The organism is Ochrobactrum sp. AN78 (assembly GCF_029909885.1).
In the GTDB taxonomy this organism is placed as follows: Bacteria; Pseudomonadota; Alphaproteobacteria; order Rhizobiales; family Rhizobiaceae; genus Brucella; species Brucella quorumnocens.
The window spans coordinates 93,043-118,100 of sequence record NZ_JASAMU010000012.1 but is presented as its reverse complement, the minus strand read 5'-3'; the positions used below and the strand labels follow the sequence as shown (position 1 = coordinate 118,100).

Here is a 25,058-nt window from a genome sequence, read left to right as displayed (position 1 = left end):
CGACTACGTACTCATTGAACTAAGAAATATGATTGCGCTGCCTGCACCACTCAAGGAATTTGCGCTTCATATTTCCGTGATTCATGGATCATCGTGCTAAGCGCCCGTCACAGAGCAATGTTAGACTCTATCCCAATATCTTGCGTTGGCTTTATTGGGTTTTCTCGACAAACCCAACATGGCATATTTTCAAAGTGGAACCGGCTTCAGCGTTTTGGCGTTGAAGATATCGATCCGATCAGCCTTGGGATAATCAGTTTATCCCTTTGGGCACGGAGGAAAATAACCAAGGGAGGTCAGAAAGATGAAAGCACGCACAGCAAGCGTTGGTGATCTGGAAAGCGTTTTTCACGACCTTTCAGAGCGAATGGCAGCGGAATATATCGCGGCCGGGAAAGACGTAAGATCGGCCTACGATAACCTTACCATGAACCTGCGCGAAGGACGCGCACATGCACTGATTGAAGACGACAAGGTCGTGGCGATCATTGCCTGGCAAGAGGCGGATGATGGAACAGATACCCTGTTTGCGGCGAAGGAAGACTTCTTCAATGCGCGATCCGTCCGCTTTTGCCGGAAGCACATCAAGCAAATTCAGGCGCTATCCGGCGACCGTCCGATACATTCCAGAAGCTGGCTTGATCGTCCTGATGTCGTTAAATGGTTTCGGATCATTGGTTATCGGGAGATCGGTGACGAGCAAGGTTCCAAGCTTTTTGAGCTTGGTGCGCGAGCTGGAAACAGCCTCTCCAGCCAGTAAAATTAAGCGGCGCCGCGTTTATCAAGCGCGGCGCGATCTACCGCAAGCCTTCAGCAATTGCATCAATCGTTGCTCTCACACGTGATGCAAGAACACGCCCGCCCGGCCATATGATATGGATCGGTAACGAAGGCGTTCTGATATCCGGCAAAACCTGAACCAACGCGCCGGACAAGAACTCGTCTTCGACCAGCCAGCGGGGTACCTGCACAAGCCCCAAGCCAGCAATACCTGCATCGACGATCATATCAAAAGCAGCAAAGCTATGGTTCCCGCGGATATCGCATCGAACCTTTTCCCCATTCTCGTTTAAAACGACCCATGCTTCGTTCCGCCCACTACGAAACTGCGTGACGCAGAAATGCTCTTGAACGTTACTCAGTTTCGAAGGCTTACCATAGGCCGATATGTAGGAGGGTGATGCACAAATGATGACGTCCTGCTGACCCACGCGTTTAGAAATCAGATCCGTACTATCGGGCAGATCACCGATCCGCACCGCAAGATCGTACCCCTCTTCGATGAGGTTCACGACGCGGTTTTCAAATGACACTTCAAAATGCAGCTGTGGATGGGCTTGTGCGAGTTGCATCAACAAAGGTGCAACGCATTTCCGGCCAAACAAATCCGGCAGATTAATCCGCACCCGTCCTGACGGAACAGCTATGCGGGAAGAAAGTGTAGTTTCTGCATTCGCAAGCTCTTCAAGCGCCCGACGGCAGCTTTCCAGATAAACGCGTCCCTCGTCGGTCAGGCTTAGACTGCGGGTCGTGCGATGAAACAACCGCACACCGAGACGATCTTCAAGCCGCGCAACAGACTTGCTGACTGCAGATTGCGACAGGCCCAATACGGTTGATGCAGCCGCGAAGCTGCCCGATTGCTCAGCCTGAACAAATGCTCTGATACCGTTAAACCGTTCGTTTGAAATCATCAGCCGATAATTTTTGTCGTGATTGAATATAAATAATGCCAGAAATGCGAAATTTTCTCCATGATAAATTGCCTTTCACAAAGTTTCAGAGTTGTGAAGGATGAGCAATGTCAGAAGCACTGCAAGATAAGAAAATCGTTGTGATCGGTGGAAGTACCGGGATCGGGTTCGCCGTTGCAAAGAAGGCAATAGAAGCAGGCGGCAAGGTCGTTATAGGCGCACGCGATCCTGCAAGACTTGGCCAGGCTGATAAAACTCTGGGAGAGAGATCAACCGCATTGGAAGTCGACACCTCCGACACCGGATCTCTTGCGACATTTTTCAGAGCAATCGGCGCTTTCGATCATCTGTTCATCCCGGCGGCCACTTACACGGTAGCCGGCCTCGACAGCGACGACATAGAGGCAATTGAAAGCCCGTTTCGTTCAAAGTTCTGGGGCCAATACTGGGCTGTGAAACAAGCTGTTCCGCACCTCGACAAAGCCGGTTCGATCACCTTGATGGCCGGTGCTGCCAGTGCAAGGCCAATCAAGGGTGGCGCAGTTTATGCAGCTTGCAACAGTGCAATCGAAGGGCTCGGTCGCGGATTGGCGATTGATCTGGCACCCATTCGGGTGAACACGATTTCCCCCGGTACAATCGACGGCCATCTTTGGCAAAATCGTCCGCAGAAAATACGCGAAATGGCCTTTGAACACTATCGTCAAAATTCGCTTGTTGGCAGACCAGGCACTGAATCCGAGATTGCCGATACAGTACTTTACCTGATGGGAAACAGGTTTGTGACCGGATCGAACCTTTATCCGGATGGTGGATACGCGCTTCGCTGACAGCCTATATAACAACTGGCTTCAATATCTGAAGTTTCTAATGCAGCCGGTTGAATTTAATAGGTTTCTCCGCGCAGATGGCTCGCCAGAAAGCCGAGATTATCTTGTCCCCAATAGGTCTCAGTATCGTAAATATAGGTCGGAAAACCAAACACACCCCTATCGACGGCACGTTCGCGATCCGATTTCCATTTGGCCTGAACGTCGTGATCATTCTCACGGCCCAACAGATACTGACCGTTAAAGCCAGCTTCATCGGCCACGGCACTGCGGACTTCCGGCTTGCCAATATCCTTAGCCTCAGACCAAAATGCATGTTGAAGCACACGTGTCAGCTGCAGCCAGTTTTGACCTTCAAGATAGGCGGCAATCACACTGAATGAAGCAGGCGTGGGGTCACTCAGAGCCGGTCGGTCATCAATGAAAAGCGGTTTGCCGCGAAACTTGGCCCAACGCTTGAGGTCCTGCGTGCCATAAGCGCGACGGGCTTCCGGACGATTGCGCGAAAAGATGCCGCCATTTTCCTCGATGACGGTCGCAAGATAAGGCTTGATTTCGACCACATGCCGCTCTGCCAGCTCCTCAAGCGTATCAAGCCCGAGATATGACCAGGGCGAACCGATGGAAAAGAAATAGTCGATCGATTTTGGCACGTTTTATCCTTTTATATGTGAGTGCATCCCGACAAGTGTGAACCTGTTTTCGGATAAGATGCGCGCAGAAACGTTATTTGAACTTCGGCAATCCGGGCGGATTGGTCTCCGATTGTTTGAGAGCCTCTTCCTTCAGATGCCAGCGGTCGAGAATGCGGGCATAGTCTCCGCTTGCGATCAGGCTGTTGGTGGCAATGGTCAGTGCATCGGCAAGTCCGCTGCCTTTGCGCGTTGTAATCGCCACATCCGAGCGATCCGGCCAGCCCGCACTCAGCGTGCCGACGCGTTTGATATTCTTGTCGCGGGAGGCGATGAACACGAGCTGCGCGTGGGGCTGCACGATCACATCGGCCCGGCCCGATTGCAGAGCCAGAAGGCTGGCAGCTTCGTCATCGTAATATTGCAGTTCCAGCGGCTTAAGTCCCGCCTTCTCATTCTCTTCGCTCCACTTGACGAGAATGCGCTCCTGGTTGGTCCCAGCACCCACGATGATGCGGAGGCCTGCAGCATCCTTGGGTTCCTTGATGGAGGTAACGCCACTGTCGGCTTTTACGAAAAAGCCATGCAAGCCCTGCCGATAGGTCGAAAAGTCGAACTTTTCCTTGCGCTCTTCCGTGACACCAACATTGGATATCACGGCATCATATTTGCCGGATGCGAGACCCAGCGGCCAATCGATCCATGCGACCGGAACGCTTTCGAGTTCAAGCCCAAGGCTTTCAGCAATTGCGGACGCATAGTCTGCATCCGCACCCACAACGGTCTTGGCATCTATGGCGTAAGCCGCCAGCGGCGGACCGCCCGGCGCAACGGCCACAGTCAGCTTGCCCGGCGTGACGAATTTGAAATCTGCGGGAATGGCAGCGATTGCTGCAGCATCTTTCTGCACGTGAATGCGGCCAGCCTGCTCGGGTGATAAATCAAAACCATCCTCCGAAAAGGCCGACAGGGATGAAGCGCCTACCAACGCCCATGCAGCAACTAACAGAGCACCTGCTCTCATGAACCGTTCTCCATTTAAGTAAATTAAAGCGGGCTGGCATATGCGTCCCCTCATGTGCCAGCCCAGCCCCTCACGAACCGCTTTTCGGCAGGCCTTGTGGATTTGTCTTGGCTTCGGTGATGGCTTCCGGTCCAAGGTTCCAAGTATCTAGAACCTTGGTATAGGCACCGTTTGCAATCAGATCGTTGAGAACATTGGTCAGTGGAGCTGCAAGCCCACTACCCTTGCGTGTGGTGACCGCAATCTCGGCGGTGATCGGCCAGCCGCCACTGACCGTGCCAACCAGCTTGGTCTTGCCATTGATGCCAGCGGAATAGGCCTGTGTCGCGTTCACGCTGAAAACCGCATCGGCACGGCCGCTTTGAATGGCGAGATCCTTGACCGCATCATCGTCATAATATTGCACCTCAATCGGTTTCAAACCGGCTGCAACATTCTGACGATCCCACTCCAGCAGCACCTTTTCCTGATTGGTGCCTGCATCGGTGATGATCTTGAGGCCTTCAATATCCTTGGGCTGTTTCAGCTCCTTGATCGCGCTGTCAGCCTTGACGTAAAAGCCAAGCTCATCCTTGCGATAGGTGGAGAAATCGAACTTCTCCTTCCGCTCTTCCGTCACTGTGACGTTGGAAATCACCGCGTCGAATTTGCCCGAAGCAAGCCCAAGAGGCCAATCAGCCCACGCAACCGAAACCAGTTCCAGATCGCGTCCTAGACTATCGGCAATGATCTGTGCCAGATCGACATCGTAGCCGATGACGGTCTTGGAATCTGATGCATAGTCATGCAACGGCAGATGCCCGCTGGTGCTGATGCCAATAGTCAGAACACCGTCTTTGACGAATTTGAAGTCTTTGACCTCGTCGATACGCTTATCGAGTTTTTCAACCCGCAAACGGTTTGGCTGTTCTGGACTGAGATCAAATCTGCCCTCACTCCATGCAGCATTGGTCATCAGCAAAGCCCCTGAAATCAGGCCCGCAGTGAAGTATCCCGCTTTTCTGATATAAGTCATATTCCCATCTCCTTGAGTGTAAAACTCTGTGTAATGACCTGATTTCTTTAGATTTTACCCGTTACGAGCGGATGTTAAGATCCGCTTTTCGGCAATCCGGCAGGGTTGGTTTTGGCCTCATCGACGGCTTCTGAACTCAGGCTCCAACGCTCAAGCACCTGATGATATTTGCCGTTCTTGATGAGTTCATTAAGCGACAGCGTCAGCGCATCGGCCAGACCGCTGCCCTTGCGTGTGGTGATTGCCACCTCGGCCGTCTGCGGCCAGCCGCCACTTACCGTGCCGACAAGCTTGGTTTTGCCGTGCTGCGATGCGGCATAGGCCTGCACTGCATTGACGCTGAAGACCGCATCCGCACGACCGGATTCAAGCGCGAGGCTCTTGACCGCATCGTCGTCGTAATACTGCACTTCGACGGGCTTCAGACCAGCTTCAACATTCTGCTTGTCCCACTGCAGAAGAATGTTTTCCTGATTGGTACCGGGATCGGTGATGATCTTCAGGCCCGCAATATCCTTTGGCTCTTTCAGCGATGTAATCGCACTGTCCGCCTTGACGTAAAATCCAAGCTCATCCTTGCGATACGTTGAAAAGTCGAACTTTTCCTTGCGTTCTTCGGTCACGGTCACATTGGAAATCACGGCATCGAACTTGCCGGATTCAAGTGAAAGCGGCCAGTCAGCCCAGGCGATTGGCACCAGCACAAGCTCACGGCCCAACGTATCGGAAACCAGCTGAATGAGATCAGGATCGAAAGCCACGACAGTCTTTGCATCCGTTGCATAAGTGCTGATCGGAGGCACCCAAGGATTGATGCCGACGACGAACTTGCCGTCCTGCACGAACTTGAAATCCTTGGGAACGGCATTGACGGCGGCTTCGCTCTTTTCCGTGCGCAGACGGTTTGGTTGCTCCGGGCTCAAATCGAGTTCTGCGGAAAAGACTGGCGCGCTTAACAGCGTTGCGGCTGCCAGAAAGCTGCCCAATATTGCGTTCTTGTAGTTGCCTGATTTCATTGAATGACTCCTGAGAATAATCTGAATTTTGGACAAACAATCCCCGTCGACTGCCTCGTCAGGGCAATCGCAATTGTCGGGAGTTGTGGTTTGGATCCTGAGCGCATCCCGAAAAGTGGAAACCGGTTTTCGGGATGCGCTTAAAAACAACGGGCGTTCTGGCGTCAGAGGACTTTTGCGAGAAACTCCCGGGTTCGGGGATGCGTTGCCGCATTGAAAAGCTGCTCCGGCCTGCCGGTTTCGAGAATACGGCCCTCTTCCATGAAGACCACCGTATCCGCCACTTCACGGGCAAAGCCGATCTCATGGGTTACGATGACAAGCGTGGTGCCAGAGCGTGCAAGCTCCTTGATGACATCCAGCACTTCACCAACCAGTTCCGGATCAAGTGCCGAGGTTGGTTCGTCGAACAGGATAACTTTGGGATTGAGGGCCAGTGTGCGAGCGATGGCGACACGCTGTTGCTGACCGCCGGAAAGCTGACGCGGATAGGCATCGATTTTTTCGCTGAGACCAACGCGCGCCAGCAGACGTTTTGCAATCACCGTCGCGCCATCCCGGCTCAGTCCACGCACAATCATCGGTGCTTCGATGATGTTTTCCAGCACGGTCAGATGCGGGAAGAGATTAAAGTTCTGAAACACCATGCCGACATCGACGCGTTTTTTCAGAATGTCTTTTTCTTTAAGCTCGTAGAGGGTGTTGCCACTCTGGCGATAGCCCAGCAGCTCGTCATCAATCGAGATAAAGCCGTCGTCAACACGCTCCAGATGATTGATGGATCGCAGCAATGTCGATTTGCCTGAACCTGATGGTCCGAGGATCGCGGTCACGCTGCCGGGTTTGATATGCAGGCTGACATTATCGAGAACGAGATTGTTGCCAAAGCTTTTGGATACACCGTGAATGTCCACCGCACCGCGTCGCGCACCTGTGAACCCGCTGACGGCAAGGGCATCAGTAATCTGTACGTCCTGCTCGCGGCTGACTACGTTCTGCGCTTTGGTCGATGTCGTTGCTTGCGCAGGAATGAAACGAGCGAAAAGGCGTGTCAGAATGGCTGGAGGCGGATTGCGCAATGCACCGCGTGAGAAATGACGTTCGATGTAATATTGCGCGATCGACAGCACCGTCATGATGATCAGATACCAGACGGTTGCGACCATCAGCAGGGGAATGACTTCGAGGTTGCGGCGGTAGATGACCTGCACCGTGTAGAAGAGTTCCGGCAGCGCAAGCACGTAGACCATCGACGTGCCTTTGGCGAGACCGATGATCTCGTTGAAGCCCGTTGGAAGGATCGTGCGCATGGCTTGCGGAAGCACGATGCGGAAGGCTTGCCTGCGTCGTGGCAAGCCGAGAGCGGCGGCGGCTTCGAGCTGCCCCTGATCGACAGACAGAATACCGCCACGGATAATCTCGGAAGAGAACGCTGCCTGATTGAGGCTCAAGCCCAGAAGGGCCGCAGCAAACGGACTGAGGATTTGAACAGTGGGATATTCGGCAAAGGTGATATCCGTATAAGGGACACCAAGCCTAACAGTTTCATATAGATAGCCGAGATTGTTCAGAACGAGAAGCAGGACGATGAGTGGAATGGATCGCAGCAGCCAGATATAGGCCCAGGAAAGACCGGATAGCAGCGGCGAGCGTGAAACGCGAGCAAGCGCGAGTGCGGTTCCCAGTGCAAATCCAAGCACCGTTGCAAGCGCTGTCAGCCACAGCGTCCGCATCAAACCGACAAGAACGGGCTCTGACAAGAACCATTCTGCAAAGACTGACCAGCCCCATTTGGGGTTGGTCAGAACCGACTGCAGTACGGCGATAATCAGGCCAGCAGCCAAGATAGTACCAATCACACGCGCCGGATAGCGCGCCGGAACGATCTTGTAGTGCTTGAAGTCACCCGGACTTACGCGGGAATTAACTTCCCCGTCTGTCCCTGCAAAATCTGTAGCAATTGCCATAATCAACGCCGCTCCGAAATATCATTTAACTTATGATCCAATGCAGACGTGTCTGTCATGGAAGTCACTCAACCTGAGTTTCGGAGATGAAGCGTCAAGTTTCAAAACAAATAAGTCTATTTAAACATCGATCAGTGGATGTTTTTTCCATAACACCCACTCTTGTACCCTAGCATTTACTTAGCCAAATGCCGCGTGCTTCGCAGTCGTATCGGAAGCATTAAAATCAACTTGTCTGATATTCTCGATATTTTTCTCGAAAGGCAAAGTCCCGTAAACCTCGGGGTCGGCGGACACATCGAAAAGCGCCGTATAACCATTTCTGAGATAAAGCTCTTTGGCTTCCGGCTGCCGGAAACCAGTGGTCAGATAAACGCGCGTGTAACCCTGACGGTGTGCCTGCGCTTCCAGCTCTTCAAGCACCTTTTTGGCAAGCCCTTGCCTGCGCAGATCGCTATGCGTCCAGATGCGCTTGAATTCGGCTGTCACATCGTCATAGCGCATGAATGCACCACCACCGATTGTCTGACCGTCACGGAGCAGCAGCAGGAAATTGCCGTGCGGAGGCGCGAAGGCTTCCGGCGGATATTTGTTCATTTCGGCTGCTGCACCCTCTTCATTGAAATAGGTGCCGTAGCGCGTGTCATACTCGATTGTCAGCGCCTCGATCAGCGGCACCGCACGAATATCGGTCGTTGAAGTGTAGAGAAATTCATCCGCCATGATGGGCCATCCATGTTGAAGAAATAGTACAATCTCAGATCAGCGAGGCTTCGGTCAGCCGAACCCAAAACAGCGCGGCCGGAAGCAGGATTTCATCGTTGAAATTATAATTGGGGCTATGCAGGCCCGCACTGTCGCCATTGCCGACGAAAAAGTACGTCCCAGGCTTCTGTTCGAGCATGAACGCAAAGTCCTCGCTTGCCGTGCGCGGACGGAAATCTTCGATAACGGTGTCAGTGGAGAAAGTGCTGAGCGCGACCTGTCGCGCAAATTCCGTCTCGGCTTTTGCGTTGATCAGGGCAGGAAAGCCCCATTGATAATTGACATCAGCAACAGCACCAAAGCTTTCGGCTTGTGAGCGCGCGACAGCTTCAATCCGCCGCCGCAACTCTTCACGTACAGTTTGCGAGAACGAGCGGATGGTAATGCCAAGATCGACATGCGCGGGAATGACATTCAACGCATCGCCGCCATGAATGGAGGCCACCGTCACCACACCCATATCAAGCGGATCAAGATTGCGCGCGACCACCGTTTGCAGGGCCAGAACAATCGATGAAGCAACCACAACCGGATCGACCGACTTGTGTGGTTCTGCACCATGACCGCCACGCCCGTTCACGCGAATTCTTGCGCGATCCACTGATGCCATCGCGGGCCCGGTCACGAAGCCGAACTTTCCTGCGGGCACACCCGGCCAGTTATGCAAACCATAGACAGCATCGCACGGAAAGCGCTCAAAGAGGCCGTCTTCGATCATGCGTCGGGCACCTGCCCCGATCTCCTCAGCTGGCTGGAAAATCAGATGCACCGTGCCGGAAAAGCGACCGGATTGGGCGAGATAGCGAGCCGCTGCCAGCAAAACGGTCGTATGTCCGTCATGGCCACAGGCGTGCATCACACCGGAATTGCTGCTTGCGTAATCAAGGCCAGTTGCCTCGGTGATCGGCAGGGCGTCCATGTCCGCCCTGATGCCAATGGTCTTGTTCGAGTTGCCACGCTTCAATGTGCCAACCACGCCAGAACCGCCAACGCCGGTTGTAACGTCATAGCCCCATTGCTTCAGATAATCTGCCACCAGAGCAGACGTCCGGGTTTCCTTGAACGCCAGTTCCGGATGGGTATGAATGTCGCGACGCAAAGCGATAAACTCGTCGATAAACGAGGCAAGACCTGTCTCGATTTCCAGTTTCCGGTTTACGTCTGGCGACCGCTGAATATTCATGCCGCACCCTTTCGGTGACTTCCGGCATCATTGTTTTCAACGGGCTTCGCATAACGGCTCTGCGGATGCTCAAGTCCGAGATTTCCGCGCAGCGTATCGTGTTTCAGGCTGCCTTCATGATATCCGCGCTCTTCCAGAATTGGCAGAACATGGGCAATGAAATCATCCAGCCCTTCGGCAATCACCGGGAAGCCAAGGATAAAACCGTCAGCAGCCTTCTGCTCTTTCCAGAGAATGATTTCGTCGGCAATCTTCTCTGCCGTGCCGATGAAGGACGTGCGTGGCGTGGCCACATTCAGCGCCACTTCACGCAGACTGAGCTTGTTTGCAGCCGCGTCGCGCTTGATGCGATCCGTTGTCGAACGGAAGCTGTTCTTGCCGACATCACCAAGATCAGGGAAAGGCGCATCGAGATCATAGGCGGTGAAATCATGGTGATCGAAGAAACGTCCGAGATAGGAGAGCGCTTCGTGGATGCTTACGAGATTGCGGATCGCCTGGTATTTCTCTTCGGCTTCAGCTTCGGTTCGTCCAACAATGGGGCCGATGCCCGGATAAATGCCGACATCGTCCTGAGAACGCCCATGGGCAACCGCACTTGCTTTGATCTGCGCATAAAATGTCTGGCTGTCCTTGATGGTGCCGGCATTGGTGAAGACGGCGTCGGCATGTTTGCCCGCAAGTCCTACACCCGCTTCGGAAGCACCGGCCTGAAAGATGACAGGCTGGCCCTGAGGCGAGCGCTGGATATTGAGCGGCCCTTCAACCGAGAAGAAGCGCCCCTTGTGGTCGAGCCGATGGAAACCTTCGGGTTTGTAAAACTGTCCGCTTTCGCGATCGCGAACGAACGCATCTTCATCCCATGAATCCCAAAGACCTTTGGTCACTTCAAGATATTCATCGGCGATTTCATAACGCAGAGCGTGCTCGGGATGCGGCTTGCCATAGTTGCGGCCTGACCCTTCGAGCGGTGTTGTCACCACATTCCAGCCCCCACGACCGCCGGAGATGAGATCAAGCGATGCGAATTGCCGCGCGATCGTAAACGGATCGCTATAGGACGTCGAAACCGTGCCTGCGAGACCAATGCGCTTTGTGTTTGCAGCGAGCGCTGAAAGGACCGTCAAAGGCTCAAAGCGATTGAGAAAATGCGGAATGGAAATCTCGTTGATATAAAGCCCGTCCGCGATGAAGGCGAAGCTGATGCCAGCCTCTTCGGACTTGCGTGCCGCATCAATGAAAAACTGAAGGTTCACGCTGGCATCTGCCGGCCCGGATGGATGTTTCCAGGCATTCATATGTCCGCCTGCACCCTGCAGCATCACACCGAATCTAATCTGCTTGGAACTCATTTGAGGTACTCCCTATAGCCAGTGGCTTTGGATCAGGCGGCAATAGCCAGACGTTCGCCTGCGAGGCTTTCGATGGCAGCTATTCTTAGTTCATGAGAAACAGCGGGAAACTCGAGCACAAACTCAGCCACCCCATATTGCTCGTGCAGTTCATCGAGCTTCTGCTTCACTTGTTTTGCTGAACCTGCGAGCACATTTGGATGTTTTTCTTCAACCCGATAATCAGTCTCTCCAGCCTGCCGCGCAAACTCGGCGGCTGCGTCCTGTGTGCCAACCGAAACTGATTGTCCGGAGGTGAGATGAACCTTGAAGATTTTAATTTTCGAAACCGCAGCATCAACCGCGTCTTTGCTCTCGGCAACGACCGCACCAAGCGCCAGCACGGGCACTTTTCCAGTCACATTGCGATAGGCGTCGAACGTCTTCTGCAGATTGGCAGTATCGCCATTCAAATGACCGGCATAGACAAAATCCCAGCCGGAATGTGCGGCAAGCAACGCGCTCTCCGGGCTTGCGCCAAGCACAAATTTTTCCGCAGATATCTGTGGTTTGGGAGTTGCGGCCAGTCCTTCAAACGGGCCGGAAGCGATCTTGTCACCGCCAAGAAATGCGCTGAGCTGTTCAAGCTTGCTGTTGAAATCGAGCCGTTTTTCGCTGCCTGTTTCCTGCTGCAAGGCCTTGGTTGACAATGGAAGTCCGCCTGGAGCCTTGCCGACACCGAGATCAACGCGTCCGCGCCCAAGGGCTGCCAGAAGGTTGAAGTTTTCGGCAACTTTGTAAGGGCTGTAATGCTGCAGCATCACGCCGCCGGAACCAATCCTGATCCGCTTTGTCGATGCCAGAAGATAGGAAACAAGCACCTCAGGTGAGGGCCCGGCCAGCTCATCCGCGTGATGGTGTTCCGCAACCCAAAACCGCTTGTAACCCGACTGCTCCGCAGCCTGCGCATAAGAAACGGTATTCGCGAGCGCTATTTCCGCGCTCCCTGATTGCGCCACCGGGCTCTTGTCGAGAAGGCTTAACTGATAGGGCATCGGCACATCCACTTTCGCTGACCATCGCAATTTCGGGCAGAACCTTAGGCGCGGCGCGCGAACATGGATCAGCCGAGCGTAGTTTCTCGGCTTCGAGACAAAATCTCAAAGATCAGGCGACTGAAATATGCGGTCTTGGGGCAAATTTATTCTGTGTCGGTGGAATATGTTGAAACGGACTGTTTGATGACAGTCTGATCCACCTTTCCTCATGAAAAATGATTGAAAATTCTCACAGCGGCTAAAATGCACTGCCGCTGTGATTTATCATTGGGTTGAATTTAGAGATATCGACGTGGATTTGCTGCCAGATAGAAGGTATTGATCAGCGTATTGATATCGAACACAGGCAAGCCGGATTCCGCCGCAACATAAGATGAAAACGGGCACATATTGGTGCATTCAAACAGAATAGCGCCCGGATTTTCACAGCTCACCATAAATTCCCGCGTCATTTCCAGCATTTCTTCCTTCAACACTTCCGTATCGAGATAATCGCGACCTTCAATATAGGTCTGTGGAAACTCGGCATTCTGCTTCATTCCCTGCACCTGCACAGGGATTACATCGGACGACCAGCCAACGCCTTTGAAATGCGCGTCATTCATATGATGCGCTCGCTCAGTGAAGACACCGATGACTTTACCAGGTGGCAGCATGGCGTGAATAATCGGTGCCTGCATCAGTGATGATGAGAAGACCGGAATGTTGACCGCTGCGGCAATATCTTTCTGGAACGGCCCCAAAAAACCACAGCTTGTGGTAATGGCGCGTACACCCTCCGCTTCGAGTTCGCGTGCCGCATCGATGAACGGCTCGATCAGTTTTGGATCAGGATTTTTGCCCATGATGCGTGTGGCATGTGCACCTTTTACTGTCTTGTAACGCACAGGAAAATCATAGGACAGCGCGTTGCCGATATCGCCAGCAGGACGAGGGAAAATCGTGTCCAGCATCAGCACACCGATCTGCTGGCCATAATTGGTGAAGCCACCTTTGAGCATCATAGTTTCATTCCTCTGAATTATGGGTAATCAAAGCATTTCCAGCAAAAGTGCGAAGCGGTTTTGCGTAGGGATAATGCGTAAAAACAAAAAGATAGAGCGGTTCCAACGGTTCAATATTAACTGGAACCGCTCTAACAACCGAAGCGCGCGGGCGAGAAGGCGCGAACGCTGTCTGATGGGGGTACGTTGTTGATTGCGTCGAGAACGATCTCAGCGGTTTTGGGAGCTGCAGCGATCCCGATATGACCGTGACCGAAGGCGGCAATGATCCCCGGATGGGGCGTGAGTTTGCCTATCACCGGAACGCCATCTGCAGGCGACGGGCGATGCCCCATCCAGAGTTTGAGATGCTGCAGATCCTGCTTTTCCAAATTGGGATAGCTCGCCAATGCGTGCTTAAGCAGCACCTCCGAGCGTCGCCAGTCGGGCGCTTTCTCCACCGTTGCCAGCTCGACCTGACCGGAGAGACGCAAACCCATATTGGTCGGCGTATTGCCCATTCGCCCGGTGCTCGGCATGATCGGGATATCAAAGGGAAGCTCGTTCAAGGGCAAGGTCACATGATACCCCCGCTCGCTTTGCATCGGCACATACAAGCCGAGATCGCTCATGATGCGCCCGGAATGGATGCCCGCTGCCAGCACGATATAATCGGCAGCGATACTCTCATCATTATCGAGCACAACACGCGGCGAAACACCTGTGAGAACTTTTACGACGTTCTTTCGAATAAAACGAACGCCTGCCTTTTCCGCTTGCGCTGCAATACCCGCAACATAGCCTCCAGTATCGAGACAATGCGCGCCTTCCGTTACATGAATGGCAAAGCGAAAATTGCCTCCAAGCGCCGGAATACGTTCACGCAGTTCTGCTTCCTGCCATTCGTCGAACAGAATGCCGTTATCACGGCGCAGCTGCCAGCTAAGCGCTTCAGCTTCAAAGGCTGCACGATCAGGATAGGCGTAAAGCAGGCCCTTCTGCACGATGAGATGTTCCTGCCCGGTCTTGCTGGCCAGCTCAAGATGGCGTTTTGGCCCATCATTAAGCAGCCAGTTGAGCTTGGCCGCAGTTTTTGTCACCCGCGATTTTGTGGCCCCTGCGAGCAGAAACCGCGTGAGCCATGGTGTCAACCTTGGGACCGATTTCCAGTCAAGGGTCAGTGGCCCGTTGCGATCAAGCAGAAATCCGGGAACCTGTCGCCACAGGCCCGGCATACTCATGGGAATGATTGAAGCAGGACTGATCCAGCCGCCGTTTCCGTAGCTTGCACTTTGCTCTCCACCCGGTTCTGAGCCGTCGCAAAGCGTTACTTTCAAACCGGCATCAGCGAGCCGCAAGGCGGTGGTGGAGCCGATAATGCCAGCCCCGACGACAATTACATTGCCTGTCATGACATTTATCCGTTCTGCGCGTGCATTTATGCGAGACCGCCGTGGAAATGGCTCAGAAACTCTCGGGTTGCGGGTTCATGCGGCTCATTGATCACCTGACGGGCATCGCCGGTTTCAACGACGTAACCGTCCTGCATGAAGATGACCTTGTCAGCGACATCACGAGCAAAGGCCATTTCATGGGTCACAAGGATCATCGTCATGCCCTGCTCGGCCAATTGCCGAATGACCGCCAGAACTTCACCGACCAGTGCTGGGTCAAGAGCCGATGTTGCCTCGTCAAACAGCATCACATCGGGGCGCATCGCGAGTGCCCTTGCAATCGCAACGCGCTGTTTCTGACCGCCCGAGAGCTGCTCTGGTCTGGCGTCCGCACGGGCTGCAAGCCCGACCTTTTCCAGCAGTTCCATGGCCAGTTCGCGGGCAGCCTTTTTGTCCTGTTTGAGAACAGTGACCGGCCCAATCATGACGTTATCGAGAACGCTCATATGCGGAAACAGATTGAAGTTCTGAAACACCATCCCGGTATTGGCGCGGAATGCCGCGAGATATTTGTCCTTGAGCGACACGTCTCCGGACGAGAAATCGATCTTCTGCTGACCAATTGCGATGTAACCCGCATCTGGCAGCGAAAGCAGATTAAGACTGCGGAGCAGTGTCGATTTGCCGGAGCCACTTGGCCCGATCAGCGCAACCACCTGCCCGCGCTCAACTGTGAGACTGATATTGCGCAGCACCTCAATGTCGCCAAAAGACTTTTTCAGCCCACGCACTTCGATCATCGGTTCAGCATTCATGGCTTATCTCCACAAGGCTTGCTTGCTTCATTCGGCTCATCATTTCAGCCTGCCTTCCAGCCCATGGGCGAGCCGTGTCAGAGGGAATAGGACAGCGAGATAAAGCACTGCAATCAGGGTGTAGGTTTCAAGCGGTCGGTAGGTAGCCGAAGTTACAAGCTGGCCCTGATAAAGAAGATCCGGAACAGCAAGGACCGACAAAAGCGATGTGTTTTTCAGCTGAAGCACGGACTGGTTGACCAGTGGCGGCACCATGCGGCGCAGTGCCTGCGGCAATATAATCTTTCCCATGAGCTGACCGCGACGCATACCGATTGCACGGCCGGCATCCCACTGCCCCGCATCAATGGAAACGATGCCACCACGGATGATTTCCGCATAAAATGCAGCACCATAGAAGGTAAGCGTAATGAAAGCCGCCATGGCAGGCGAAATTTCAAAACCAATCAGCATCGGGAGTGCGTAGTAGCACCAGACCAACTGCACCAGTACTGGCGTACAGCGAAATATCTCAACGACCGTCATAATGGGAACGGTGATGATTTTGTTGCCGGAAAGCCTGCCAAGAGCAAAGACTGTTCCAACGAATATGCCCGAGAGTACGGTTATAATCGTAAAACCGACCGTGTAGGCCAGGCCTTGGAGGAATAATCCCCGATACTGCCAAAGGCCGGAAAAGTCCCATTGATAGTCCATTAATTCACTCTTTCTGACATCCCGGCGAAGGCACGGGAAGACGTTGAGCTGAACAGCCAATGCCCCAGCGACAGGACATCGAACACCGGCAAGCCACATGTTTTTGTGACTGCTTGTGCAAATGGCGGCATGTTCGTGCACTCAAGAACAACGGCACCAAGATTGGGTTCGCGTAACTTCAGCTCTTGTGCGGCGTTTGTAATTTCAGTTTCAAGAGCCGAGCGATCATAAGTTCCGCTGCCTTCAATCAACTCGCGAAAGGCACCACCGCCCGGCATGCCAATCCTTGGCGTGCCGATGCTGGCACCACAGGCGGCGAAGATTGCATCGTCAAGGCTCGCTTCATCATAGGTGATTACCCCCACCGCGCGCTGCGGGCCGACCAATGTGCTGACCATCGGCAACTGAAGCAGGCTGGAGGTAGCAATCGGCACCGACAGTTTTCCGTTTAAAGTGCCTTGGTGGCGCGCCATGAAGCCGCAAGAGGTAACGAGCGCCCTGCATCCTTCAGCAATCAGAGCCTCGCCAGCAATAACGAAGTCTTCGATCAACCCCGCACCACCCTGACGAATGATCTTGTCGGGTGATGCTCCGCTTACCTTCTTGAAACTTACCGGCATCTCCCATGATGCCGGATTCCCGACATCTCCGGGCGGACGCGGAAAGCCGGTGTCAAGCATGATGACACCGAGTGATCTTTGCTGATGCTGCATGATGGTTGACGCGTCAGAACTTCAAAGTTGGCGGCAAATCAGATGGCTGCACACCCACTAGCGAAAGGCTGCTGACGATCCATTCATTGACCTTGCCGTCTTCACGACGTTTTTTGAGCCAAACGTCAACGTAGTCGCGGAATTCGCCGTTTGCATCTTTGCGCACGCCAATCGTGGTGGGTTGACTATCCAGCGGCTCAGGAACAAATACTTTAAATTTGTCGCCAAGCTTATGCGCCGTCACAACAGACATCAGTGCGACCTGCACGATTACATCGGCCCGACCAGATTGTAGAGCGATAACGGTTTCATCCGCACCTTTAAGCGCGACAAGCGTGCAGTTGGGCAACGTTTTGCGAGCGAAGAGATCCTGCGTAGAACCGAGATCAACCGTGACGCGGATTTCAGGCTTGTTTAGCTCTTCCCAGTTTTTGATCTCACGATCCTTGCTGGTGATGACGGTAAAGACATTGTCCATCATAGCTTCGGTGAAATCGACCGATTTCGCACGTTCAGGATTATTGCTGAGAGCAAACATAATGTCGATCTTGCCACCCTGAAGGTCCATGACGGAGTTGCCCCAGGTGGTTTCGACCATTTCCAGCGGCACACCAATATATTCGGCGAGGTCCTTGCCCATGGAAACGCAGAAACCGTCCCATTCACCAGTGGCGAGGTTTTTCTGGTAGTACGGCGGTGTGCCGTTGAATACGCCGATGCGCAGCGCGCCCCGGTCCTTGATGGATTTCAGTGTCACGCCGTCTTCGACAGCCCACGAAAAGCCAGGCGCAAGCATGACAGCAGTGCCGCCCAGAAGCGTTGTTTGGATAAACTTACGTCTATTCATCGTTGTTTCCCTCTTGTTGAACCGAGCATTACTGTGCGCTTGAATGCGCCAGGCTGCTTTCTCTATTAAATTTATTGGAAAGTACCACTGAGTAACTGACGTTCTCGATTCCTTCGATCTGTGCCAGCTCTTCAATCAATGCCTCCAGATCTTCGAGAAATCCGACATGAACCCGACACAATATGTTCGCCGGACCGCTGATGGCATCTGCTGTAAGAATTTCCGGATAAGCGCGTAACGCCGCAAACAAGCGCTGCACAATGCGTTGTGAAGCTGTGATGAACAGATAAGCGGAGATGCTGTTGTCATCCTTGGTTCGACGGACGATAGCCCGGTATCCCAAGATGACGCCGCGCCGTTCCAGACGGCCAATTCGTTCCTGAACACTCGATCGGGCAAGGCCCACGCGCCTTGCCAGTTCACTCGCCGGGAGACGTGCATTTTCCTCCAGGATACTGACCAGATTTCGGTCGATACTATCACCGTAGTCCATCGTGTTCCCTTATGTTTATTTGTAATGAGAATGCGGCGCTTTCTCATCAAATAAAAGCATTGAAAATTGGATTAAGCATGAATTAAACTCATGATTAAAATCTGAGGAAACCCATGCGCCGCTTTCTTCCATCTCTTTCAGCTCTGCATGCTTTCGATGCGTCGGTGCGCTATCTGAGCTTCACACGCGCATCGGAAAATCTCGGCATGACGCAAAGCGGCGTCAGCCGTCAGATTCAAAATCTTGAGTCTTTTCTCGGTCTCAAGCTATTTGAACGGGCGGGGCCGCGTTTGGTTCTCACGGAAGAAGGACAGAGTTACTACGAGGAAGTTTCGCGTATTCTCGCAAAACTTGAAGAAGTTTCTATGGATGCAGTGCGTGGGTATAAAACGCAGAGCCTGCTCAAAGTTGGCCTGCCGCCGACACTAATGCGGAAATGGGCGCCGAGCATCATCAGCACCTTCGCCCGGACATATCCTCAAATATGGTTCGAGGTGTTTCCCTGCTCACATGATCTCGATTGGGGTAAATCCGATCTCGATCTAGCCATACTGCGCGGCATTGGCAATTGGGCCAATGTGCGCAGCCATCTGCTGTTTCCTGAAGAATTGGTGGTGATCGGTTCACCGGAAATTGTACCCGAGAACGGACTGACCGGAGATGTCGAATTGCTCGACTTTCCGCTGATCCAGAACTCAAACAGGCCAAGCCTGTGGCTGCACTGGCTGCGGGGTGCAGGTATTCATTACAACAAGCGTATCTTTGGGCCGCGCCTGCCAACACATGATGTAATCATCGAATGTGCTGTTGCAGGTATGGGGCTTGCAATCGCACCTAAAATTTTAGTGCAGGAGGAACTGCAGTCCGGAAAACTCAAGCTGGCACTTGAGCGCGTACAGACATCTGGCGAGAGCTATTTTCTCTGCTCAGCGCAGGCGCGGCAGGGCTCGCAAAATGTCCGACTGTTCCGCGACTGGTTCATTGCAGAAGCAAAACGCCACAAACATTATCTGCCTGTGGCGTCATCAGTTTAGATGTAAGAACGCTCAACTGGCTTCAGGTTGAGCGGATCTTCACCGCGCTTTAAAAGCCAAGAATAAACTGGCGGCACCCGGTCAGCTATCGATTCAACATGGACGTCGATAAAACACGGCCCGTCTTTCCAGGCAAAGGCTTCCGCCATCGCTTGGTCAACCTCATCGGCGGTTTTGGCGGTCCATGCCTTCAAGCCGTAGGCCTCGGCAATTGCCTGACCTTTGGGCGCAAGAAAATCGACACCGAAGCACTGGTTGTGCCCCTTTAATCGATGCAGGCCTTTGATCCAGCCGAAAGTCGCATTGTTGAACAAAATAAGGATCGCGGGCACCTGCAAACGCACCAGCGTTTCAAGCTCGCCTACCGTCATGCCGAATGATCCATCGCCAAACAGTCCAATCGGTCGCTTGTCAGGATCGGCTCGCCAAGCACCGACAGTGGCAGGAAGTGCTGATCCAAGACCACCAAAAGCACGCGGAATGGCAAACCGTGTTTCCTGATCATTGATCTTGAGAAAACGTGTCATATAGGGCGTGGGTGTGCCTGCGTCAGAGTAAATCAGGGCTGGTTGGCTCGACTGGCTGAGCGCTTCGTTGAACGAACGCACAACACGTTCAGGGCGCAAAGGAACACGCTCGTCGTTCAATGCTTCCTCGGCATGTTCCCAGAAGATGCGCCTATGGGCGTTCAATTCTTCGATCCAGCTATCGTGCTTTTTGGGCTCAATCGTCAGCTCGATCTGCAGCAACTCATCCAACACCAGCAATGCATCGCCCTGAATAGAGAGCAGATTTTCGTAATTATTGGCCATTATTTCAGGCGAAATATCAATTTGCGCAAGACGTCTGTTGAGTGTGATCTTTGGGAAAGTCCAGCCAATCGTCACAACAGAACCAATGCGGGAACCGACAAACAATGTAAAATCGGAATGTTCCAACGCCCAGTTGGCATGAGGATGATAGCCATTATCTCCGATCACGCCGATGGCCAGGCGATGATCATCGTCAATCGCACCCTGCCCCGTCATCGTTGTGCACATTGGAATATTATACTTCTCGGCCAGCCTTGAAATCTGTTCACCGGCTCTGGCGCGATTAACACCACCACCCGCCACGATCAAAGGTCGATCTGCTTTCGCAATCAGTTCGAGCAGTTCTTGCAGCTTCTGTTTTGGCGGCAGTGTCGGGAATGCCGGGAAGGTTTTGCACTCTTCTTCGACATGCAGCGATATCCGCGCCGGATCAACCTCCGCAAGAAGCATATCTTCGGGAATCTGGAGATGCACTGCGCCCGGTTTACCGGAACAGGCAACACGAAACGCACGACGAATGATTTCGGGCAGTTTTTCGGCCGATTTCACCTGCACCGAGAGCTTGGTCACAGGCTCAAACAGTTTTGCGCAATCAAGCTCGGTGAGAACACCGCGCCCTTCTCCCGGCAAAGGAATATCAATGGTAAGGAGAATAACAGGTATTGACGATCCGTTCGATTCAGCGACCGGCGGCAGCGAATACATAGCGCCTGCGCCCGACGGACATTCAAAGACCCCGGGCTTGTTTGTAAAACGTCCATAGGCATCGGCCATATACCCGGCGGAGCGTTCATCGCGCGCCATGATATGTCGTATTTCGCCTTCCCGCTGCTGTAGAGCTTCATACAGAGGCACGTTGGTATCGCCCGGCACCCCGAAGATTGTCTCAACGCCATAGCCAATCAACATTTGGACCAAAATATCTGCGCCGCGCATTCTCTACTCCTTTGGAATCGTGTTGGCGCAGCTTAGGTGCAATTTATTTCGGCCAGGACCGGCGGATCGGCGGCCCTATCTTAGGAGCGCCGACGAAACGCAGGCGCGCAACGGCGATATCGCCGCCCAAAACGCCAGCCCATTGGAGGAGTCGGTGCAATATTTGTGACGTTATATGCCCGCGCCACGAAGCAGATTAAGCCGTGATTTACGTTTCTTAGGCGGCTCTGGTTCCTGAAACCGCAGCGAACGCGCCAACGCACTCAGCAAATCCGTTTGCGAAATGAGCCCCTGAACAATGTTGTCCTGATCCGTAACCATAATTGCATGAGAGCGACCGTCTGTCAGCAGCGGCACCAGTTTAACAACCGGATCATCTTTTTGCGCCTTTACAGCATTGATCATTAAAACACCGACATTTGCCGCAGTTTGGTTCAGCTCGCGCAACCCGATAGTGCCAATCAGCTTTCCCTGTTCGCCAACCACCGGCAAGGTGCGAATATTGTGCTCTAGCAGCAGGCGCCGCGCTTCGTCTGGGCTGTCGTGCTCGGCGATGCTGATAACATCGCGCGACATGATGTCTTTGGCCGTCACTGTACCATGGGTGCGGATAAGCGCCTGCAACTCGACCTGCCTTAACAGTCGGTCCAGATCACCCGGGTCAATATCAAATGTCTCATCGACTTCTTTCAGCGCCGAAGCAACGTCGTCAGACGTAAAACCGACCCGCAAAGGAGCAGGAAGATCATTGGTTTTATGGGTATTGGCAGGGGCTGCAACGGGCACATGCGGATATTTCCGCCCAGCCAGTTTGTGAAAGGCGATGCCAAGGGCAACCAGCAACACAGAGTTCAACCCGACGGGTATGAAAGCAAAGTGATAGCCCAAATCGGTCACGTTTGAGCCACCAATAATAGCTGTCAAAGCGGCAGCGCCACCTGGAGGATGCAAGCAACGCGAAAGCGACATGATCGCAATAGCCAGAGCAACACCGACCCCGATGGCAATCAACGGATTACCTATGAAACGAACAACTGTGATGCCGACAAGCGCCGAGATCACATTTCCTCCGATGACTGACCAAGGTTGTGCCAGTGGACTGGCGGGAACTGCAAATATCAGCACTGCAGAAGCGCCGATTGGTGCCACGATCAAAGGCAGTCCAATCCCCTTACCCACAACGAGTGCGGTTATCAAACCCGTCAGGCAAATGCCGATCAATGCGCCAAGACTGCCAATTAACCGGTCGCGCAGATTGGCACCCGCCAATATGGGCACAAAAAGCCGAAAACCGTTGAACATCATCGGTTCCTGTTTCTAACCGTGAGCAAGAATATTTATCGATCCCAACAAATTCAGTAACCGGAACAAGGAACGATGTCGCGCAGGCTTATATCAAGTTGCCCCCGATTACGAGAATGCATTTTCATCAACGGCACAAACTTTAAACCTACGGCTCAAATTCAAGTGAACTCTATCAATGCGAATTTCATGGCTTTAGAGCATTTCCAGCAAAAGTGGGAACCGGTTTTGCGTTCGGAAATGCGTAAAACAAATAGTTACAGCGGTCCCAACGATTCAATATTAACTAGAGCCGCTGTAAGCTTCGCAAAAACAAAGAGATAGAGTTAATTCTTCAGACTCGCTAAAGAACTTCTGCCTGTTTCAAGTATCAAGGACGACTCGCATGAAATCGAGCATCATCACCTCGCAAGGCCGTGTAGCAGACCGTACTCCCGGCGCTATTCCGGGTGCCCTCGCCGTCGCCAAAGCTCTGGCAGCACGTTACGATCTTTCCATAAAGACGGTTGGCACACCTGCACCTGCTGTCTCGGATGACTGGAGCGAAGCACTTCCGCAAGCGCGTGAAACGCTCAAAGGTCTTGCGGCAGCTGTTTCCGAAGAACTGACCGCTGGACGCAGACCGCTCCTTGCCACCAACACCTGTTCGGCAAGCCTTGCGACCATTCCACAAGCAGCCAGCCAGATTGATGGACTGACCGTTCTGTGGGTCGATGCGCATGGCGATTTCAACACGCCGGAAACAACCGGATCAGGCTACATGGGCGGAATGGCGCTCGCTGGTATCTGCGGACTTTGGGATAGCGGACACGGCGGCAATGTAACACCTGAAAAGGTGGTGATTTTCGGAGCGCGCGACATTGATCCAGATGAAATGGAAACGCTCAATCGCAACAATGTAACTGTGATCAGGCCCGAAGCCGCGAATGCACAATCGCTTTTAACGGCGATAGGTGCAGGCCCGGTCTGGGTACACATTGACTGGGATGTCATGGAGCCGGGGCTAATTCCAGCCGCTTATGCAATCGAAAATGGTTTGCTCGCGCCACAACTGCGCGATGCACTGGCCGCAATTCCTTCGTCGCAGATAGCGGCAATCGAACTTGCAGAATTTGAATTGCCTGAACACCAGCAATCTGCTGATCGTGCCCTTGACCTGATCCTTGAAATCACCGCTCCGCTTTATGAAAACATTGGAGCTTGATGCCGATTGGAGCGCCTGAATTGAACAGGATTTTACTCTGGCGCTCTTTTCTATGACGATCAGAAAATGGAAGCAATGCGTGCAGACTTCGATGATGAAGACATGCTCGTTACAACGACCATCTTATCAAATTCCCCACGTTTGAACGCATTTAGAAACCGCTTATAATCTTTGAAGACCACACAGCCATTTGAATCGCCAGCGCGGCGCAGCATATAGGTATGGGCCAGAAGTCCGTCCCGATTATACGGGTTGCGTCCATCGGCAGGAAGCAAACGCACAGCTTCAACACCGTGGAAAAGACTTTCCCGCATACGAAGCTTATAGGTGCTCGGCGGCGTGGCCCCGCGCATCTTCTGGTCAACATAACGCGGGTTGTCGCGCATGTGGCCCATGCCCGAATGGGCTTCCAGCTTTTCACCGCTAGGCAGATAAACTGTCGCTGCGGAGATATCATAAATCGCCGTCTTGTTACGCGCTGCCTGACCGAAGAGCCGACCAAAAAGGCCGCGTTGAATATTCTCGGTTTGGCCACTTGGAGGCGCATAAGCCAACTGTGTTTTTTCCTGTTTTTCAGGCTTTGCAACAGCTGGTTTATCGATGATGGGCTTCTGGCCAGGAAAAGGAACTTCGTCAGGCACGAAGCTGTCTGTATCATTTTCAATAGGCGCACGCGCCATTTGTGTATCTGGTGCAGCCACCGGAACGGGAACCGCATCGCCGGATGGCAAAGCAGCCACTGAACTTTCAATATAATCTTGTGCAGCCGTCTGCGCCGTTTTCGAGGCTGACTCCAAAACGGTCGGAGAAATTACATCTTGGATGGGCGCAAGCTGTGCCACGCGCTCCTCGCGCGGTTCAGTTATCACGGTCACCGCAACCGGCACGTCTTCTATGACCGATTCAGGACCGACATCTACAATGATCGCCGCATCCGCAATTGCTTTGTTGCGCCGCCAGTCAAGATTGGAATAGGGCGCATCGGCAGTATAGGCTTCGATGAAGCGCTGACGGATAACATGACCCATGCCGATTTTTTGATCTACAACGGCTAATCGATGGGGTGTTGCCGTCGGAAGACGTCGCATGACAGGTGCTAAAGGCACGAAAGCCGGCAGAACGGCTTCTACAGTACCCAACGCGGTCATAAGACAGCTACCTGCCAGAAGGCCGGCACCCAACAGACCTGCAATACGCAAAATACCTTTAAATACAAAGGGGTTAGGGATATTAATCCCACGCGGCAAAGCGAAATTATACGTTTCTGTGACGAACGCCATACTACTCGTCCTGAATAATAACTGGTTTTCTCGC

General features: G+C 53.2%; 24 protein-coding genes. 4 read left to right on the top strand and 20 right to left on the bottom strand.

What is annotated here, in order from left to right; translation table 11 throughout:
* The first annotated feature begins 304 nt into the window (after positions 1-304).
* Positions 305-760, top strand: a complete 456-nt coding sequence (locus tag QBD00_RS19355; protein WP_318580290.1) for a hypothetical protein — start codon at positions 305-307, stop codon at positions 758-760.
* Positions 761-797: 37 nt separating this feature from the next.
* Here QBD00_RS19355 and QBD00_RS19350 read toward each other — a convergent pair whose 3' ends face one another.
* A complete protein-coding gene (locus QBD00_RS19350; protein WP_318580289.1) occupies positions 798-1,694 on the bottom strand; it encodes a LysR family transcriptional regulator in 897 nt (298 codons plus the stop codon).
* 107 nt (positions 1,695-1,801) lie between these two features.
* Between QBD00_RS19350 and QBD00_RS19345 the strand changes: the two genes are divergently transcribed.
* A complete protein-coding gene (locus QBD00_RS19345) occupies positions 1,802-2,524 on the top strand; it encodes an SDR family oxidoreductase (protein ID WP_318580288.1) in 723 nt (240 codons plus the stop codon).
* A 56-nt stretch (positions 2,525-2,580) separates the two neighbouring features.
* Here QBD00_RS19345 and QBD00_RS19340 read toward each other — a convergent pair whose 3' ends face one another.
* From QBD00_RS19340 to QBD00_RS19265, 16 genes are all read right to left on the bottom strand, one after another.
* Entirely contained in the window at positions 2,581-3,177 is a 597-nt protein-coding gene (locus QBD00_RS19340; protein WP_191792771.1) for a 2-hydroxychromene-2-carboxylate isomerase, read from the bottom strand.
* Positions 3,178-3,250: 73 nt separating this feature from the next.
* Positions 3,251-4,180, bottom strand: coding sequence for an ABC transporter substrate-binding protein (locus QBD00_RS19335; protein WP_191792770.1), 930 nt, complete (start codon positions 4,178-4,180; stop codon positions 3,251-3,253).
* A gap of 70 nt (positions 4,181-4,250) precedes the next feature.
* Entirely contained in the window at positions 4,251-5,135 is an 885-nt protein-coding gene (locus QBD00_RS19330) for an ABC transporter substrate-binding protein (protein WP_412535048.1), read from the bottom strand.
* 134 nt (positions 5,136-5,269) lie between these two features.
* Positions 5,270-6,211, bottom strand: a complete 942-nt coding sequence (locus QBD00_RS19325) for an ABC transporter substrate-binding protein (RefSeq protein WP_318580286.1) — start codon at positions 6,209-6,211, stop codon at positions 5,270-5,272.
* 164 nt (positions 6,212-6,375) lie between these two features.
* Positions 6,376-8,178, bottom strand: a complete 1,803-nt coding sequence (locus QBD00_RS19320; protein WP_318580285.1) for an amino acid ABC transporter permease/ATP-binding protein — start codon at positions 8,176-8,178, stop codon at positions 6,376-6,378.
* A gap of 180 nt (positions 8,179-8,358) precedes the next feature.
* Complete coding sequence (locus QBD00_RS19315; protein ID WP_264230850.1) at positions 8,359-8,901, bottom strand: GNAT family N-acetyltransferase; 543 nt, start codon at positions 8,899-8,901, stop codon at positions 8,359-8,361.
* A 34-nt stretch (positions 8,902-8,935) separates the two neighbouring features.
* A complete protein-coding gene (locus tag QBD00_RS19310; RefSeq protein ID WP_318580284.1) occupies positions 8,936-10,126 on the bottom strand; it encodes a M20 aminoacylase family protein in 1,191 nt (396 codons plus the stop codon).
* Entirely contained in the window at positions 10,123-11,478 is a 1,356-nt protein-coding gene (locus QBD00_RS19305; protein WP_318580283.1) for an LLM class flavin-dependent oxidoreductase, read from the bottom strand. Before QBD00_RS19305 ends, QBD00_RS19310 begins: the two co-directional genes overlap by 4 nt.
* A gap of 32 nt (positions 11,479-11,510) precedes the next feature.
* Positions 11,511-12,512 carry an MsnO8 family LLM class oxidoreductase gene (locus QBD00_RS19300; RefSeq protein WP_318580282.1) on the bottom strand — a complete coding sequence of 334 codons (1,002 nt, stop codon included), beginning with the start codon at positions 12,510-12,512 and terminating at the stop codon, positions 11,511-11,513.
* 281 nt (positions 12,513-12,793) lie between these two features.
* Complete coding sequence (locus QBD00_RS19295) at positions 12,794-13,519, bottom strand: aspartate/glutamate racemase family protein (protein ID WP_318580281.1); 726 nt, start codon at positions 13,517-13,519, stop codon at positions 12,794-12,796.
* 131 nt (positions 13,520-13,650) lie between these two features.
* Positions 13,651-14,910 carry an FAD-binding oxidoreductase gene (locus tag QBD00_RS19290; RefSeq protein WP_318580280.1) on the bottom strand — a complete coding sequence of 420 codons (1,260 nt, stop codon included), beginning with the start codon at positions 14,908-14,910 and terminating at the stop codon, positions 13,651-13,653.
* Positions 14,911-14,936: 26 nt separating this feature from the next.
* Positions 14,937-15,707 (bottom strand): amino acid ABC transporter ATP-binding protein, encoded by a 771-nt coding sequence (locus QBD00_RS19285; RefSeq protein WP_318285329.1) that lies wholly within the window; start codon positions 15,705-15,707, stop codon positions 14,937-14,939.
* Positions 15,708-15,746: 39 nt separating this feature from the next.
* Positions 15,747-16,403, bottom strand: coding sequence for an amino acid ABC transporter permease (locus QBD00_RS19280; RefSeq protein WP_012093406.1), 657 nt, complete (start codon positions 16,401-16,403; stop codon positions 15,747-15,749).
* Entirely contained in the window at positions 16,403-17,116 is a 714-nt protein-coding gene (locus QBD00_RS19275; protein ID WP_318580279.1) for an aspartate/glutamate racemase family protein, read from the bottom strand. The genes QBD00_RS19280 and QBD00_RS19275 overlap by 1 nt, the downstream gene beginning before the upstream one ends.
* Positions 17,117-17,129: 13 nt before the next feature.
* Positions 17,130-17,963 (bottom strand): transporter substrate-binding domain-containing protein, encoded by an 834-nt coding sequence (locus QBD00_RS19270; RefSeq protein WP_151091551.1) that lies wholly within the window; start codon positions 17,961-17,963, stop codon positions 17,130-17,132.
* Between the two features lie 28 nt (positions 17,964-17,991).
* A complete protein-coding gene (locus QBD00_RS19265; protein ID WP_151091552.1) occupies positions 17,992-18,456 on the bottom strand; it encodes an Lrp/AsnC family transcriptional regulator in 465 nt (154 codons plus the stop codon).
* 113 nt (positions 18,457-18,569) lie between these two features.
* Between QBD00_RS19265 and QBD00_RS19260 the strand changes: the two genes are divergently transcribed.
* Entirely contained in the window at positions 18,570-19,490 is a 921-nt protein-coding gene (locus QBD00_RS19260) for a LysR substrate-binding domain-containing protein (protein ID WP_318580278.1), read from the top strand.
* On the opposite strand, the gene QBD00_RS19255 is transcribed toward QBD00_RS19260, so the two are convergent.
* The gene (locus QBD00_RS19255) at positions 19,487-21,238 is read right to left on the bottom strand and encodes a thiamine pyrophosphate-binding protein (protein WP_191792760.1); all 1,752 of its coding nucleotides are present in this window, start codon (positions 21,236-21,238) and stop codon (positions 19,487-19,489) included. The two genes, QBD00_RS19260 and QBD00_RS19255, sit on opposite strands and share 4 nt — an antisense overlap.
* 171 nt (positions 21,239-21,409) lie before the next feature.
* On the bottom strand, positions 21,410-22,543 hold the full coding sequence (locus tag QBD00_RS19250; protein WP_318580277.1) for an HPP family protein: 1,134 nt from the start codon (positions 22,541-22,543) through the stop codon (positions 21,410-21,412).
* Between the two features lie 382 nt (positions 22,544-22,925).
* Between QBD00_RS19250 and QBD00_RS19245 the strand changes: the two genes are divergently transcribed.
* Positions 22,926-23,744 (top strand): arginase family protein, encoded by an 819-nt coding sequence (locus QBD00_RS19245; RefSeq protein ID WP_318580276.1) that lies wholly within the window; start codon positions 22,926-22,928, stop codon positions 23,742-23,744.
* Between the two features lie 59 nt (positions 23,745-23,803).
* On the opposite strand, the gene QBD00_RS19240 is transcribed toward QBD00_RS19245, so the two are convergent.
* On the bottom strand, positions 23,804-25,024 hold the full coding sequence (locus QBD00_RS19240; RefSeq protein ID WP_318580275.1) for a DUF2778 domain-containing protein: 1,221 nt from the start codon (positions 25,022-25,024) through the stop codon (positions 23,804-23,806).
* Positions 25,025-25,058 lie beyond the last annotated feature (34 nt).

Bases quoted from the DNA above. Each gene is read 5' to 3' on its own strand.
- QBD00_RS19315 (WP_264230850.1), bottom strand. From the start codon at position 8,901: ATGGCGGATGAATTTCTCTACACTTCAACGACCGATATTCGTGCGGTG.
- QBD00_RS19350 (WP_318580289.1), bottom strand. From the start codon at position 1,694: ATGATTTCAAACGAACGGTTTAACGGTATCAGAGCATTTGTTCAGGCT.
- QBD00_RS19335 (WP_191792770.1), bottom strand. From the start codon at position 4,180: ATGAGAGCAGGTGCTCTGTTAGTTGCTGCATGGGCGTTGGTAGGCGCT.
- QBD00_RS19245 (WP_318580276.1), top strand. From the start codon at position 22,926: ATGAAATCGAGCATCATCACCTCGCAAGGCCGTGTAGCAGACCGTACT.
- QBD00_RS19240 (WP_318580275.1), bottom strand. From the start codon at position 25,024: ATGGCGTTCGTCACAGAAACGTATAATTTCGCTTTGCCGCGTGGGATT.
- QBD00_RS19320 (WP_318580285.1), bottom strand. From the start codon at position 8,178: ATGGCAATTGCTACAGATTTTGCAGGGACAGACGGGGAAGTTAATTCC.
- QBD00_RS19325 (WP_318580286.1), bottom strand. From the start codon at position 6,211: ATGAAATCAGGCAACTACAAGAACGCAATATTGGGCAGCTTTCTGGCA.
- QBD00_RS19310 (WP_318580284.1), bottom strand. From the start codon at position 10,126: ATGAATATTCAGCGGTCGCCAGACGTAAACCGGAAACTGGAAATCGAG.
- QBD00_RS19255 (WP_191792760.1), bottom strand. From the start codon at position 21,238: ATGCGCGGCGCAGATATTTTGGTCCAAATGTTGATTGGCTATGGCGTT.
- QBD00_RS19275 (WP_318580279.1), bottom strand. From the start codon at position 17,116: ATGCAGCATCAGCAAAGATCACTCGGTGTCATCATGCTTGACACCGGC.
- QBD00_RS19270 (WP_151091551.1), bottom strand. From the start codon at position 17,963: ATGAATAGACGTAAGTTTATCCAAACAACGCTTCTGGGCGGCACTGCT.
- QBD00_RS19305 (WP_318580283.1), bottom strand. From the start codon at position 11,478: ATGAGTTCCAAGCAGATTAGATTCGGTGTGATGCTGCAGGGTGCAGGC.
- QBD00_RS19330 (WP_412535048.1), bottom strand. From the start codon at position 5,135: ATGACCAATGCTGCATGGAGTGAGGGCAGATTTGATCTCAGTCCAGAA.
- QBD00_RS19250 (WP_318580277.1), bottom strand. From the start codon at position 22,543: ATGATGTTCAACGGTTTTCGGCTTTTTGTGCCCATATTGGCGGGTGCC.
- QBD00_RS19295 (WP_318580281.1), bottom strand. From the start codon at position 13,519: ATGATGCTCAAAGGTGGCTTCACCAATTATGGCCAGCAGATCGGTGTG.
- QBD00_RS19260 (WP_318580278.1), top strand. From the start codon at position 18,570: ATGCGCCGCTTTCTTCCATCTCTTTCAGCTCTGCATGCTTTCGATGCG.
- QBD00_RS19345 (WP_318580288.1), top strand. From the start codon at position 1,802: ATGTCAGAAGCACTGCAAGATAAGAAAATCGTTGTGATCGGTGGAAGT.
- QBD00_RS19265 (WP_151091552.1), bottom strand. From the start codon at position 18,456: ATGGACTACGGTGATAGTATCGACCGAAATCTGGTCAGTATCCTGGAG.
- QBD00_RS19355 (WP_318580290.1), top strand. From the start codon at position 305: ATGAAAGCACGCACAGCAAGCGTTGGTGATCTGGAAAGCGTTTTTCAC.
- QBD00_RS19300 (WP_318580282.1), bottom strand. From the start codon at position 12,512: ATGCCCTATCAGTTAAGCCTTCTCGACAAGAGCCCGGTGGCGCAATCA.
- QBD00_RS19285 (WP_318285329.1), bottom strand. From the start codon at position 15,707: ATGAATGCTGAACCGATGATCGAAGTGCGTGGGCTGAAAAAGTCTTTT.
- QBD00_RS19290 (WP_318580280.1), bottom strand. From the start codon at position 14,910: ATGACAGGCAATGTAATTGTCGTCGGGGCTGGCATTATCGGCTCCACC.
- QBD00_RS19280 (WP_012093406.1), bottom strand. From the start codon at position 16,403: ATGGACTATCAATGGGACTTTTCCGGCCTTTGGCAGTATCGGGGATTA.